General features: G+C 44.2%; 8 protein-coding genes. 5 read left to right on the top strand and 3 right to left on the bottom strand.

Going from position 1 to position 14227, the window contains the following annotated elements; all coding sequences use genetic code 11:
* Positions 1-32 precede the first annotated feature (32 nt).
* From DUL71_RS25230 to ppsA, 3 genes are all read right to left on the bottom strand, one after another.
* On the bottom strand, positions 33-2093 hold the full coding sequence (locus DUL71_RS25230) for a glycoside hydrolase family 127 protein (RefSeq protein ID WP_114940642.1): 2061 nt from the start codon (positions 2091-2093) through the stop codon (positions 33-35).
* Positions 2094-2251: 158 nt separating this feature from the next.
* Complete coding sequence (gene fbp, locus DUL71_RS25225; RefSeq protein WP_114940641.1) at positions 2252-3271, bottom strand: class 1 fructose-bisphosphatase; 1020 nt, start codon at positions 3269-3271, stop codon at positions 2252-2254.
* Between the two features lie 23 nt (positions 3272-3294).
* Positions 3295-5754 carry a phosphoenolpyruvate synthase gene (gene ppsA / locus DUL71_RS25220; RefSeq protein ID WP_114940640.1) on the bottom strand — a complete coding sequence of 820 codons (2460 nt, stop codon included), beginning with the start codon at positions 5752-5754 and terminating at the stop codon, positions 3295-3297.
* Positions 5755-5875: 121 nt separating this feature from the next.
* On the opposite strand from ppsA, the gene DUL71_RS25215 reads away from it, so the two are divergent.
* The 5 genes from DUL71_RS25215 to DUL71_RS25195 all read left to right on the top strand — a co-directional run bounded on the left by DUL71_RS25215 (position 5876) and on the right by DUL71_RS25195 (position 13929).
* A complete protein-coding gene (locus tag DUL71_RS25215; protein ID WP_114940639.1) occupies positions 5876-6778 on the top strand; it encodes an AraC family transcriptional regulator in 903 nt (300 codons plus the stop codon).
* Between the two features lie 117 nt (positions 6779-6895).
* Positions 6896-9346 (top strand): TonB-dependent receptor, encoded by a 2451-nt coding sequence (locus DUL71_RS25210; RefSeq protein ID WP_114940638.1) that lies wholly within the window; start codon positions 6896-6898, stop codon positions 9344-9346.
* Between the two features lie 231 nt (positions 9347-9577).
* Positions 9578-10933, top strand: coding sequence for a Gfo/Idh/MocA family protein (locus DUL71_RS25205; RefSeq protein WP_114940637.1), 1356 nt, complete (start codon positions 9578-9580; stop codon positions 10931-10933).
* Between the two features lie 83 nt (positions 10934-11016).
* A complete protein-coding gene (locus DUL71_RS25200; protein ID WP_114940636.1) occupies positions 11017-12063 on the top strand; it encodes a DUF6807 domain-containing protein in 1047 nt (348 codons plus the stop codon).
* 258 nt (positions 12064-12321) lie between these two features.
* Complete coding sequence (locus tag DUL71_RS25195) at positions 12322-13929, top strand: DUF6377 domain-containing protein (protein WP_114940635.1); 1608 nt, start codon at positions 12322-12324, stop codon at positions 13927-13929.
* The last annotated feature ends 298 nt before the right edge of the window (positions 13930-14227 follow it).

Here is a 14227-nt window from a genome sequence, read left to right as displayed (position 1 = left end):
TAAAATTAAAGGGCGCTTGCTTAAATATTTATTTATTGATCACTGCCTTTCCTGATCCAAACTTCATAAGGAGAGCCGGGTTGCCTGTTACCTAAGGTGTAAAAAGGTACGGCGGTTATGCTCACCTGTTTTCCCCCACTATCCCTTACATTGCCGGTTACAACATTTACACCGTTAAGCAATTCCGGTTTATAGCTTAGTTTCAAACCTGCGTTAGGATTCAGGGTATAATTTTTTAGATCAGGATTATCTACAGTTTCAAAAGCATAAATGACCGGGCCCGATGCAATGGCCAGTTTATTTTTGATGGTTTGCACAGAATCATTGGCGGCAACCAGGCGTGGTGCCATCGGCAATTGCAGCTCGACAACATCGCCTTTTTTCCATGCTCTGCTTATAGTTAAATAGCCATTTTGCGGATCAACAGGCATAGCTTTGCCATTCACCTTTAATACCGGTTTCCCGTTTAAATTTGAGGAATACAGATCAAATGGATTTTCTTTGCCTTCGGCCCATCCGGGGATCCTTACCTTCATGGCAAAAGTTTTAGCGCCTTGCGGGTTAATTTCTAACCTTACATTTCCTTTCCATGGATAGCCCGTGGTTTGTTTAATCAACACATCTTCGCCTTTTATTTTCAGCGATGCGTCGCTGCCTATAAACAGGTTTACATAAACATCGCTACCATCGTACCCGTAAATGTATTGAGGCAAAGCCCCTGCCATTTTCAAAATCATTGGCGGGCAGCAAGGACAATCATGCCAGGCCCAGCGCTTGTTGCCGTTGCCCACAAGCGGGTTTTCATAAAAATACTGCTGTCCGTTTAGCGATATGCCCGAAAGGAAATTGTTATAAATGATACGCTCAAACTCATCCATGTATTTGCCATCGGCTTCCATCTCGTTCATCTGCTGGCTAAAGAAACCGGCACTAATGGATGCGCAGGTTTCCAGATACGCCGACTCGGGCAGGAAATAATCCTTTCCAAAGCGTTCACCATCGGCAATGGCGCCCTCTCCCCCTGTTATGAACATCCTTTTGCCTGCCATATTTTTCCAATAGTTAACAGCAGTATTGGCATATGCGGCATCACCGGTTTCCATTGCGGTAGCTGTAACACCCGTGGCAAGCAATGTTGCTCTTACAGCATGCCCTTCAATAGTTTTTTGTTGGATTACGGGCATGTGGTCCTGGTTGTAGGAACTATCACTTTTACGGGCATGGCTACCATCCGCTTCGCCATAGTTGCCCCTGTCGTTAATCCAGAATTCTACCATGGCCAGATATTCCTCTTCCTTAACCGGGGCGGTTATCTTGTTTTTTAACGAAGGCTGTTCTTTAAAAAGCTGGTACAGTTTCAGCAACGTCTCTTCCGGCCCACCGTGACCGGGGATAACATTGCTTTTGGGCGCTGGCCCTATCTGGGTACAGATATAATTGCTGAGTTTAACAGCCACATTAAGAAGTTTAGTTTTGCCGGTAGCACGATAGTAATGCACCGCAGCTTCCATCAGCATGCCCGAATTGTAAATATCATGCTGCCATTTATCATCGCCACCATTGGTACCCCAACGTTTATCCGGGCGTACAAGTGTGGTGTATGTATTGATATAACCATCCGGATCGGCATTTTGCGCGGCGGCAATGCGGTCGATGTAGCCGTCTATTTTTTTTTCCAGTGCGGGATCAGGATGCTCCGCGAGCAAGTCAGCGGCTCCACGGATAGTTTCGTAAACCAGGCCATCATACCAAGGCGGGCCATCATGATTGCCGGTATTTTTTTTACCCTGCGCAACCATATCAAAATTCAGAAAGGCGTTACGTGTGCGGCCAAGCTTTGCCTTTTCGGCTATAATATCCGGACGATCGGGTTCATATTTCCCTTCCAGCTTGTCAAAAACATCGTATACGGTTTTGGTTGTCCATACCTTCATTTTGGGGCTCCAAAAACCATCGTTTATTTTTACCTGCTGAAATGCAAGCGGCTTAATTATACGCTTAGGCCGGCTATCAGACTGCGCCGAAGCCATGAAAGTTGCAAAAACCAAACAACTGAAAATTACAGCCGTTTGGTATTTTTTAAATACAAACATTAGATAGATATTAATTATTAAGGTTAACAATTGGGTTGCAACACAATGCCCACACAAGGTAAGTATTATCTGTCATTAGTACAATTACCCAATTTTAAACATAACTGGCTAAAGCCTCAACCTTAGCCAGTCCCTTAATAGTTAATTATAATAATCAGTCAACTTTGGTACACTTCGCTATATAACTCTATCATCTCCATGGCTTTTTTTACCATAACTTTTGAGCCGATAAATAAGGCCGAACGCTGATGAAGTCCCCTTACTTCGAGATCAAGGATTCTTGTTTGCCCGTCGGATGCCTCTCCGCCAGCCTGCTCTATGATCATAGCCATTGGATTGCATTCGTAAACCAGCCGCAATTTTCCATTTGGGGCGCCAATCATGGGCGGATAAATGAAGATGCCACCTTTAATCAGGTTTCTGTGAAAATCAGCAACCAAAGAGCCGATGTACCTTGAACTATATGGCCGACCGGTGGGCTGATCTTCTTCCTGGCAATACCTGATGTATTGTTTGACGCTTTCAGGAAAACGGTTATAATTCCCCTCGTTAACAGAATAGATCTTACCCTGATCGGGGATCATCATATCGGGATGCGACAGGCAGAATTCGCCTAAAAAAGGATCCAGCGTAAATCCGTTAACCCCATTTCCCGTGGTATAAACAAGCATGGTCGACGAACCATATATAACATAACCTGCTGCAATCTGCTGATTTCCGTCCTGGAGTAAATCATGTGGCTTTATTGCATCGCTATTAACGCGCCGGTAAATGGAAAATATGGTACCTACTCCAACATTTACGTCGATATTTGAAGAGCCGTCCAGAGGATCGATCGCGACTATATAGCTTCCTTTTCCCGGTAACGGTGAATCAAATATAACAGGCTCATCATTTTCTTCGGAAACAACAGCACAGCATTCACTTCCCCTTTTTAGTGCGGTTATAAACTGTTCATTGGCATAAACATCCAGGCGCTGCTGGCATTCGCCCTGGACGTTTATGTAGTCAGTCTCGCCTAATACCCCTGCAAGCCCGGCCCGGTTGATTTCCCGGTTCACTATTTTTGCCGCGATGCCGAGATCCCTTAGCAAGCGCGACAACTCACCTTTGGCATTAGGAAAATCAGCCTGTTTTTCGATAATAAACTGGTCTAAGGTTTTGAATTGTGGTTTCATCACTGTTTCTTTTTTTTGTACGCTCAGAAAATAGGTTCAGGAACCGGCTGATTTAGCTTGCTTTGACTGGTTTCGGCGGCACTAATAACCTTTACCGTTTTCATAAAAGAATCAGGAGTTACCGAGATACTACCTATCCCCTCTTCGGTAAGGAAGCGGGCGAATTCGGGGAAATCAGATGGCCCCTGACCGCAGATCCCTACTTTAACATTCATATCCCGGGCGGTGCGGATCAGCGATGAGATCATGGTTTTCACGGCTTCATTACGTTCATTATAAAGACCGGCAACCAAGGCAGAATCCCTGTCGAGCCCAAGAATAAGTTGGGTAAGATCATTTGAGCCTATCGAGAAACCATCGATGTATTTACCAAACTCCTGCGCGAGGATAATATTGGAGGGCAATTCGGCCATAAGGTAAACTTCCAATCCTTCTTCGCCCCTTTTTAATCCATATGCTTCCATGGTTTCGTAAACTTTCAGCAGTTCCCCAACGGTACGGCAGAATGGGATCATGACGGTGACGTTATTAAGGCCCATTACTTCCCTCACTTTCCGTATGGCTTTACATTCCATACCGAAAGCCTCCCGGTAAGCATCTGAATAATACCTGGAAGCTCCACGCCAGCCTATCATCGGGTTCTCCTCTTCAGGTTCAAAATATTTACCGCCGGGCATATTGGCGTATTCGTTTGTCTTAAAATCGGAGAAACGGACAATCACCCTGTTTGGATAAAAGGCTGCGGCTATCCTGGCTATGCCATATGATAATTTTTCGATAAAGAATTCTTCGCCATTGGCATATCCCCTGGTTTGCTCTGCTATGTAGCTGCTAAGTTCCGCGTCGCCAATGCTTTCATGCTTAAGCAAAGCCATGGGGTGTACCTTAATATAATTATTGATAATAAACTCCTCTCGGGCCAACCCCACCCCCAAGCTTGGGTAATTGGCGTAATGAAAGGCCATTTCGGGTGAGGCTACATTCATCATCAACGGCGTTTTAATTTCAGGCAGGGAGGTGAATTTCTGCTCTGTTTTTTCATAAGCTATTATCCCGTCGTAAATAATTCCAGCCTCCCCTTCGGCACATGAAGCCGTAATTTTCATTCCTGTTTTTAAAATAGCTGTAGCGTTTTCGCAGCCAACAATGGCCGGTACGCCCAACTCACGGGCAACAATAGCGGCGTGGCAGGTTCTGCCACCTTTGTTGGTGATAATAGCGGCCGCCTTTTTCATAACAGGTTCCCAATCCGGATCGGTCATGTCGGTAACCATGATATCGCCCTCCTTGAAATTGATGTGTTGAATTCCCGCCCTGTCCAGGCCCTCCAATAAATGAACTTTTCCGGTGGCTATTTTATCGCCAACAGCAATCCCCTTGAGCAAAATCTTTTCATGACGGCTTTCATCATGTATTTGATAGGAAACTACCGAACCAATCTCCCGGCGCGAATGAATTGTTTCCGGCCTGGCTTGTACAATGAAGAGCTCACCCGAAATCCCATCCACTGCCCATTCAATATCCATGGGGCACCATTTCTTTTTAAGAACAGAATAATAATCCTCAATAATGGCAACCCAACGGCTCAATTCAATAATCTGATCATCATTGAGACAGAAGGATGCGGCTTCGAAAGCAGAAACAGGAACCACTTTGACCGGCTCATCAGCCGTTGTTCCGTAAACCATTTTCTGATGTTTCTGTCCGAGCTTCTTTTCAATGATGGAACTAAAACCTCTTTTCAGCAAAGGTTTAAACACGATAAACTCATCAGGATTCACTGAACCCTGAACAATCATTTCGCCCAGACCGTAAGAGCCATTGATAACAATAACATCTTTGAAACCACTTTCTGTATCCAGGGAGAAAGCGACACCGGACACCCCGAGATCAGAGCGTACCATTTTTTGGATACAAACGGATAGCCCCACCTGGAAATGATCATATCCGAACATTTTACGATAACTGATAGCCCTGTCGGTAAACAGGGATGCGAAACAGTTTTTGACTGCTTTTAATACATTCTCGATACCGCTAATGTTCAGGTAAGTATCCTGTTGGCCGGCAAAAGAGGCATCGGGTAAATCTTCGGCGGTTGCAGAAGAACGGACTGCTACATCAACGTTTTCCTGCCGGTACTGTAAACAAAGTTGTTTATATCCCTCGCTTATTTGCGAAGCCATTTCGTCAGGAAAACTACCATCGCTGATCAGTGTCCTGATGGCTAAACCACATGCTGCCAGTTGCTGCAGGTTATCTGTATCTGTGGCGTTGATCCTCTCACGGATCGTGTTATCCAGATGGTTGAATGTTATAAACCGATGATAAGCAGAAGCTGTAATAATGAATCCATCCGGAATCCGGATACCTGACGGAGCAAGGTTTTGAAGCATTTCGCCGAGAGATGCATTTTTACCGCCAACTGCCTCAATATCCCTGATAGCGGCTTCCACTAACCTGAGGGTGAATTTTTCCTGCTGCATAATGTTTGTTTTTTCAGTAAAGGTATTTTGGCAGCAATGGAGTAAATGTGTAAATCTTATTTAAAAATGATACTATATTATCCTTATATTGAACACAATTAAGATATTCATATAATATAACATGGATTTTATCTTTAGCAGAATTTCAGGCAATAGTGAACAGTCCTTCAGTTTGAAGGAATCGTCGCTTTATCATGGATTGAATGACCTGCACGCCCACAATGAGGTAGAGTTGATTTATGTTATAGAAGGAAAGGGTACCATCATGATCCATGAAAAAATTGAGCAGATTGTGGGTGGTACGATGATCATGATTGGGAGCAATGTTCCGCACATGCTGCGGTTTGAGTCGTTTGCGTATCTGAAACCTTTAACCAAAATGGGAAAGTATGAATTGCCTGTGCGGCTGCTTACCTTACACTTTAATCCCGACACTTTTGGCAACGCCTTTATGGCCCTGCCCGAAAATTACCTGATCAATCAATTGTTCAGCGATTGTATGAGTGGCCTGGTCATCCATCCTAATGAACATCCAACAATCCTCGCCCGGCTGAGAGAGCTGATGAATGCGCCAAAATATGACCACTTACCTTTGCTAATGAGGTTATTTAATGGCATAGCCCTTAGTCAGCAGCATACCAGTTTTACCTCTGCCCCTTCCGTCAACACTTACAATAAGCTGGATGAACAGCGGCTGACTAAAATTTATTTATACACCCTGAATAATTTCACCAAAACCATCAAGCTGAAAGAGGTTGCGGCCATTATTTACATGAGCCCAAATGCCTTTTGTAAATACTTCAGGAACCTTACTCAGAAAAGCTACTTTGAGTTTTTGCTGGAAGTGAAAATAAACTATGCATGCCGCTTGCTTAAAGAAACCGATTACAGTATGGTTGTTGTTTGCTATGATTCAGGCTTTAGTAACCACTCTAATTTTAACAGGCATTTTAAAAAGATAACCGGGCAAACACCGTTAGAGTACCGAAAAACAAACCAGCGCTCAATTATCGTCGACTTATAAAAATCCCAATCCCCCTACCTCATTCATACACATCACATTAAACCCTTTCACATTTAATTTCAACTTAAATGTAAATTTTTCCTGTAACTATATCATTCAAAACACAGTCTTATAAAGATGAGACTGATCCGGGGATTTATTTTAACCTTCTTAGCACTTTTATTATTCAACCTTGCCTACGCACAAACCACAGGTGGTAAAATATCGGGAAGTGTTTTAGATGACGCTAAAAAACCGCTTGACGGAGCAACTGTAACCCTGCTTATTGCAAAAGACTCAACAGTAGTAGGCACCCTGCTTGCCAACAAGGATGGCAGCTTCGCATTTCAAAACCTGAAAGAAAACACCTACACTATAAAAGCAAGCTATATAGGCTATAAAAATTACCGCAGCGAACCGTTAACTATCAGCGGGCAGAAAACCGTTAATTTGCCGCCGATCATTTTAACAGCAGCAGGAAAAACCCTGAGTGAAGTAGCTGTTACCGCAAAAAGATCATACATTCAGCAGAAGATTGATCGTACCGTGGTTAACGTGGGCTCGTTGATATCTAATACAGGCGCCAATGCCCTGGAAGTACTTTCAAAAAGCCCCGGTGTGCAGGTAGATGCCGATGGTAATATAACTTTCAAAGGAAAAAGCGGTGTTTTGGTAATGATAGATGATAAACCCACCTATCTGTCGGCCTCAAACCTGGCTACTTACCTGCGGTCTTTACCATCTTCGGCATTAGAGCAGATTGAGTTGATGGATAACCCGCCGGCCAAATATGATGCTGCCGGAAACGCGGGAGTGATCAATATCAAGACGAAGAAAAATACCATCAAGGGGTTTAACGCCGTAATATCAGCAGATTACGCACAAGGGCATTACAGCCGCACTGATGAAAGCATTAATCTTAATTACCGCGTAAATAAAGTCAACCTGTTTGCCAACCTTTCATACAACGGGCAACGCACATACCGGAGACTTGAAATTGACAGGGACTATTTGGACGATAACGGCGCCAAAACCTCGTCATTAAAAGATATTTCATACTTCAGGCCTTCAAGCAGCAATACCAATATTAAGGCCGGGATGGATTATTATGTTTCTCCCAAAACCACCTGGGGTGTTGTTTTTACCGGCACGATATCGCGCGACCATGACAATAGCCCGGTATATAGCTTATCGTATGGCCCAAACGGCGACCTGGATTCGAGCATCACTACTTCTAACTCGTCCCGGAATAAATTTGACAGCAAGGGCATCAACATAAACTATACTCATAAATATGACAGCACCGGTCGTACGCTTACTTTCGACCTGGATTATATCCACGATTTATCGGGCAGTAAACAGCTGTTTATGAATGACACCTTTTTACCCGATGGTACTTCAATCAATTCGCGTACGCTCCGTGATGATTTGCCATCAACCATCAACATTTACTCGGCCAAAGCCGATTACGCTCATCCCATCAAAGGCAAAGCCAAGTTTGAAGCGGGTATTAAAAGCAGCTATGTAAATACCGACAATGCCGCCAATTATTTCAATGTGATTAATGGCGAAAGCAGTATTGACTATAACAATACCAACCGTTTTTTATATAAGGAGAATATCAATGCCGCGTACGTTAATTTTAACAAAACCGTAGGGCGGTTCTCTATACAAACGGGGCTGCGGGCCGAGAATACCAATGGCATCGGTCACCAATTGGGAAATGCCCAAAGGCCCGACTCATCATTTGCAAATCATTACACCAACCTTTTTCCCACCGCCTATTTATCTTACAATCTTGATACAGCCGGTCACAAAGTGCTGGTTGCCTCTTACGGCCGCCGCATAGGCAGGCCCAGCTATGGGAGCTTAAACCCATTCACTTTTTTTGTGGATGAGTACACCTATTTTTCAGGCAATCCTTTTTTAAGGCCCCAATTTACCGATAACTATAAACTGGCCTACAGTTTCAAAAGCCTGTTCACCATAGCGGTTGCCTACAACTACACAACCGACGTACAAAATGAAACTATTCATAGAGACGGCAAGATCTTTATCAGCACCACAGGCAATATAGGGCAACAAAAAACATGGGACTATTCGATCAATACAAATCTCCAGCCCGCTAAATGGTGGTCAGTAAACCTATATGCCGAAGTGTATAACAACACCTACCAGGGCGCATTTTACAACGGATACCTTCATGCTTCAAAATATACGTTTTCGGCCAATGGCAATAACCAGTTTACCATATCCAAAAGCTGGAGTGCCGAATTAAGTGGCTTTTATAATACCAGCGGAACTTACGGGCAATTTGTTTCTATCCCTACCGGTATGCTTAATGCCGCTATCCAGAAAAAGATCCTGAATAACAAGGGAACCATCAAGCTAAACATGCGGGATGTTTTTCACTCCTTTAGTCCAAGCGGCACCATTACCAATATTGTGGGTGCTACCGCTACCTATCACAATTATTTAGATACACAGGTAGCAACCCTGGCATTTACTTATAACCTGGGTAACTTAACCCATACCGCTCCCAAACGGGATACCGGTGGTGCCGAGAGCGAGCAAGGCAGGGCACATTAACATGCGTAACACCCCATAAGTAGCGCATACTTGCAGTATAATTGTTACATTAACGGTTAAAAACGTTATTGCATTTCAATCCATTTCTTCGATATTTGGTTTAGCCGCGCGGATGTGTTGCGTGGCTAAACCAATTTACCTTTTAAATTATCAAAGAAACAGGCGCTTACACAGTTAAGCGTTATTGCTTTTGGTACATAAAAACAACCTGCAAATCAAACTATCTACTATATGGAAAAATCACGCCGTACCTTTATCAGGCAGGCCGCATTAGCCGGTGCCGGAATTATGCTTACCCCTAAAAGCTGGAGCGCGCAAAGTTACAAACGTATCATTGGCGCTAACGACCGTGTTAGGGTTGGCGTTGTGGGCTTTTCGGACAGGCACAAAAGTTCGCATGTGCCCAGCTTCATGAACCATTATAAGGAGCTTAATTTTGATGTGGTAGCTGTATCTGATATCTGGAACAAACGACGTGAAGAAGGTGCTGCACTGTGGAAAGATAAAATGCAGCATGATGTAAAAGCATATCGTAATAACGAAGAATTATATGACAGCAAAACGGTGGATGCCGTGTTTATCAGTACTGCTGATTTTCAGCACGCGCGCCATTGCATTGAAGCGGTAAAGGCCGGTTGTGATGCTTATGTAGAAAAGCCTTTTGCCGAAACGATGGAAGATAACAGAGCTGCCTTAAAAGCAGTAAAGGAATCGGGTAAGATTGTGCAGATAGGCTCTCAACGCCGAAGCGGGGCTAATTATCATGCTGCCAACGACTTTATCCGTTCGGGAAAATTTGGCCCTATCACTATGGTTGAACTTACGTGGAATGTAAACCAGCCCGGGCGCTGGCGCAGGCCGGAACTTTTGAGCCAGCTAAAAGAACAGGATACCGATTGGAAGCGCTTTATCATGAACCGCCCTTATGAGGATTTCGATCCGCGGAAATACCTGGAATACCGCTTGTTCTGGCCATACTCATCGGGGCTGGCGGGTCAGTGGATGAGCCACCAGATTGATACTGTACACTGGTTCAGCGGCTTAAAACACCCACGCAGCGTAGTTGCCAATGGCGGTATTTATATGTGGAAAGATGGTCGCCGCAACTGGGATACCATACTTGCAGCATTTGATTATGGGCCACTTGAAGATCCTTCAACCGGTTTCCAGGTTACTTTTGCCTCACGCATGCATAATGGCGATGAGCATCCGGCCGAGATCTACTACTCAAACGGCGGCGAGCTTAACCTGATCACCAATAAGGTATCGCCCGAAGGAGGACTTACACAGAAAATGGCTGATGCCATGCACATGAAAGCCAACCTGCTGCCTGATCTTAGTCTGGCCAATACGGAACAAGTTGTTGCATCTGCCAATACCGGGGGCGATGTACTAACCTCCAACCACGTGCGCAACTGGATGGAGTGCGTACGCAGCCGTAAACAACCGAATGCTCCTGTTGAAGCAGGCTACAGTCATTCTATAGCAAACATCATGACCAACGCGGCCGTGCATACCGGCTACAAAGCCACTTTTGATGAAGCCAGCCAGGAGGTAATGGCTAACGGCAAAGTGTTTAAATATTGATCTGTAGCCAGTTCATAAGCATTATTTGACTCTGTCTGTGTGTTAGCTCTAACACACAGATAGCTTTAACCTTACATCAAACAATGAAAATTATAAAAAAATTAGGGCTTGCCGTTGCAGCAAACTTGCTGTTGTTGCCTGCAGTACAGGCCCAAAAGGCCGAACCTGTAAAACTTGTAAAAGCCACGGATAATAAAATAGATATCCTGATAGGTGGCAAACCCTTTACCAGTTTCCTGTACCCGGATACGTTAGAAAAACCGGTACTTTATCCAATACACTCAGCCAACGGCACCCTGGTAACCCGAGGCTTCCCATTGGCTACGCGTTCAGGCGACCCAACAGATCATCCGCATCATATTGGCCTCTGGTTTAATTTTGAAAACCTGAACGGGCTGGATTTCTGGAATAATTCCTACGCTATACCTGCTGCTAAAAAGAGTGGTTATGGCTGGATCCGTACCGACCGCATCCTGAAAATGGAGAACGGTACGAAAGGGATCCTGGCCTATCACGCCAACTGGACAAATCAGCAAAAACACGTGATATTGGAAGAGAACACCCGTTTTGAATTTAGCGGAAACGGGCAAGACCGGATCATTGACCGTATAACCACCCTCAAAGCTGATACGGAAGCATTTTTTAAAGATGCTAAAGACGGCATGCTTGGCCTTCGCCTGGCCCATGATCTGCAGATTCCGGATCCCGCAGACCAGAAATTTACCGACGATAAGGGCAACATCACCATAGTAAAAGGCGGCGCCGATAAAGTAGCTAACGGCACTTATTTAACCAGCGAGGGCAAAACCGGTAATGATGCCTGGAGTACTCGCGGCGTATGGTGCAAGGTATACGGCAAAATGGGTGCCGATTCGGTGAGTATCGCTATTATAGATCATCCTCAAAACCCAAACTATCCTACTTTTTGGCATGCCCGTGGTTATGGCCTGTTTGCGGCCAATCCATTAGGCGAAAAGGTATTTACCAACGGAAAATCGGAAAAGAACCTCACCCTGAAGAAGGGTGAATCTGTAACATTCAGATACCGTATCATTATCCATAACGGCAGCCAAACCAGCAGCAGCGCTCAATTAAACCAGGAAGCGGCGGCTTTTGGCAAAACGAAGTAATATATTTTGCTGGTTCATTTGAGTATTTTAAAAACAAGGGCAGTTGCATCAACTTTGTAACCGCTCTTGTTATATACAGAACATTTTACATGCGCCTGAAACATCCTCATACCTTTGGCAAAAAAACTGATATGAGGGCTTTTAAGAACCTTCTTTTGTGATTGCATAAAACAATTTATGCAACATTTCTTCCGTAATATTGTTCAACTATCGGTTGCGTTAACTTCGCTTTAAACGCTATTTCAGCAAACCTATACCATGAAAAATCTGCCGCTCTTAGCACTCATCATATTTTCTTTTACTTTTTGCTCCGTCAACACCATTGCTGCTCCAAAAACCGATAGTTTATTCAAGCTTCTTAAACAAGAAATAGCGACAAGGGCAAAATACGATACCCGGAAAGAAAAAGAAATTGAGCAATTACGCCGACAATTAAGATCATTGCCCGCCGGCTACAGTGAGGCGAAATACCAGGCAACCCAAAAACTTTTTGACGCATTCAGGGATTACCGCTATGACTCCACCTTTGTGTATGCGCAACACCTCATCGAACTCAGCAAATTGTCAAAAAATAGCGCCCGGCTTTCAGAAAACAGGCTCAGGCTCGGCACTACACTCATAGCATCGGGTATGTTTAAAGAAACATTTGATTGTTTGCGGGCGATATCTCCGGCTGTTTTAGACGTAAATTCAAGGAAACAATATTACATACTCTACTCCTGGGCTTATTCTGATCTGGCTAAATATAATCGCGATGGGTTCTATTCGCCAGATGATCTTGACAAAAAGTACCGATACCTGGACTCCGCTATCAGTTTAACCACTCCAGGAACCTTTGAACAACTGATACTGCAAGCCCAACAGAAACCAGGGAAAGGTCCCGACCCGCTTGTATATTATCTTACATTGATGAAAAGACGATTATCTGCACATGAAGAGGCAATGGTTGTCACAGGCTTAAGCCGCTATCGCGACGGCGACGAAAAAACACTGCTTTTGGCAAAAGCTGCCATCAACGACATTCGTACGTCAACATACCGTGCCCAGGCCATGTTATCACTTGGCACCGCGCTTTATGAACAAGGGAACCTGGAAGAGGCGTTTTATTTTTTACAGCAAGCCTCGGCCCAGGCAAACCGGTATGGTTCACGCCTAAATCAAAATGAAGTAGCGCGCATATTGCCAATAGTTGCAGCAAAACGCGTTTTAATTGAACAACAGGAACGTGAGCGTTTCCTGATTTACCTTATATCAGCAATAATAATCGCGGTAATTATCGGTCTTGTTTGTTTTATCATTATTTTTCAACTCAAAAAAGTACGGCGTGCCGAACAGATTATCAAAGAGAACAACAAAGCGCTCGAAAAAATCAACAGGCAACTTTGGGAAGAAGGCCGCATTAAAGAGGAATATATCGGTTTCTTTTTCAGCGAACTATCCCGATTCATCCTCAAAACAGATAAACTAAAAAACAGCCTTCACAAAAAAATAAAAACGGCCACACCTGAGGATGTATTACGATTGGTTGATAACATAGACATTGCGGCAGAGCGCAGGCAGTTGTTCCGAACATTTGATAATGTATTCCTCAAATTATTCCCCGATTTTCCGGCAGCTTTCAATGCCCTGCTTCGCGAAGAAGATCAAATAAAACCTAAAACCCCGGGCACCTTAAATTCTCACCTGCGTATTTTCGCGTTAATGCGATTAGGTATCAGCAGCAACGAAATGATAGCCGCGATTCTTGAATATACCGTTAGCACGGTTTATACCTATCGTTTCCGTACTAAATCAAAGGCGCTTGTGCCTGCCGATGAGTTTGAGCAACGCATTATGAACATCCAACTTGCGCCTGTAACACCATAATTCACATGTGATAAGTCTGGATTTTAGCCTCTTCATTTTTTCACAAAATACTAACAAACAACAGATTATCATTTTTCAAAGTTAGATTTTTCCCCTCCCGGCCCTTTCGGGCTTGTGTGTTAGCGCCTATCCGGCTTAATTGCACACACGAAACCAATTAGCGGTACCTACCAATTATCGCTATTAAAATCTACCATAATGAAAAGCATGATCAGGAGCTATGCACCGCCATAGCAGCTCGCATTTTGCCGTGGCCGGGGGCTTCATTTTCCGTGCCCAATTAACCTCTGAAACCAAT

It is taken from the genome of Mucilaginibacter endophyticus (genome assembly GCF_003351025.1).
In the GTDB taxonomy this organism is placed as follows: Bacteria; Bacteroidota; Bacteroidia; order Sphingobacteriales; family Sphingobacteriaceae; genus Mucilaginibacter; species Mucilaginibacter endophyticus.
Note: the sequence above shows the minus strand (reverse complement) of the source record. Positions and strands in the feature narration are given on the sequence as shown.

Excerpts from the sequence above, each read along its gene's own strand:
- DUL71_RS25230 (WP_114940642.1), bottom strand. The coding sequence starts at position 2,093 with ATGTTTGTATTTAAAAAATACCAAACGGCTGTAATTTTCAGTTGTTTG.
- fbp (WP_114940641.1), bottom strand. The coding sequence starts at position 3,271 with ATGAAACCACAATTCAAAACCTTAGACCAGTTTATTATCGAAAAACAG.
- ppsA (WP_114940640.1), bottom strand. The coding sequence starts at position 5,754 with ATGCAGCAGGAAAAATTCACCCTCAGGTTAGTGGAAGCCGCTATCAGG.
- DUL71_RS25215 (WP_114940639.1), top strand. The coding sequence starts at position 5,876 with ATGGATTTTATCTTTAGCAGAATTTCAGGCAATAGTGAACAGTCCTTC.
- DUL71_RS25210 (WP_114940638.1), top strand. The coding sequence starts at position 6,896 with ATGAGACTGATCCGGGGATTTATTTTAACCTTCTTAGCACTTTTATTA.
- DUL71_RS25205 (WP_114940637.1), top strand. The coding sequence starts at position 9,578 with ATGGAAAAATCACGCCGTACCTTTATCAGGCAGGCCGCATTAGCCGGT.
- DUL71_RS25200 (WP_114940636.1), top strand. The coding sequence starts at position 11,017 with ATGAAAATTATAAAAAAATTAGGGCTTGCCGTTGCAGCAAACTTGCTG.
- DUL71_RS25195 (WP_114940635.1), top strand. The coding sequence starts at position 12,322 with ATGAAAAATCTGCCGCTCTTAGCACTCATCATATTTTCTTTTACTTTT.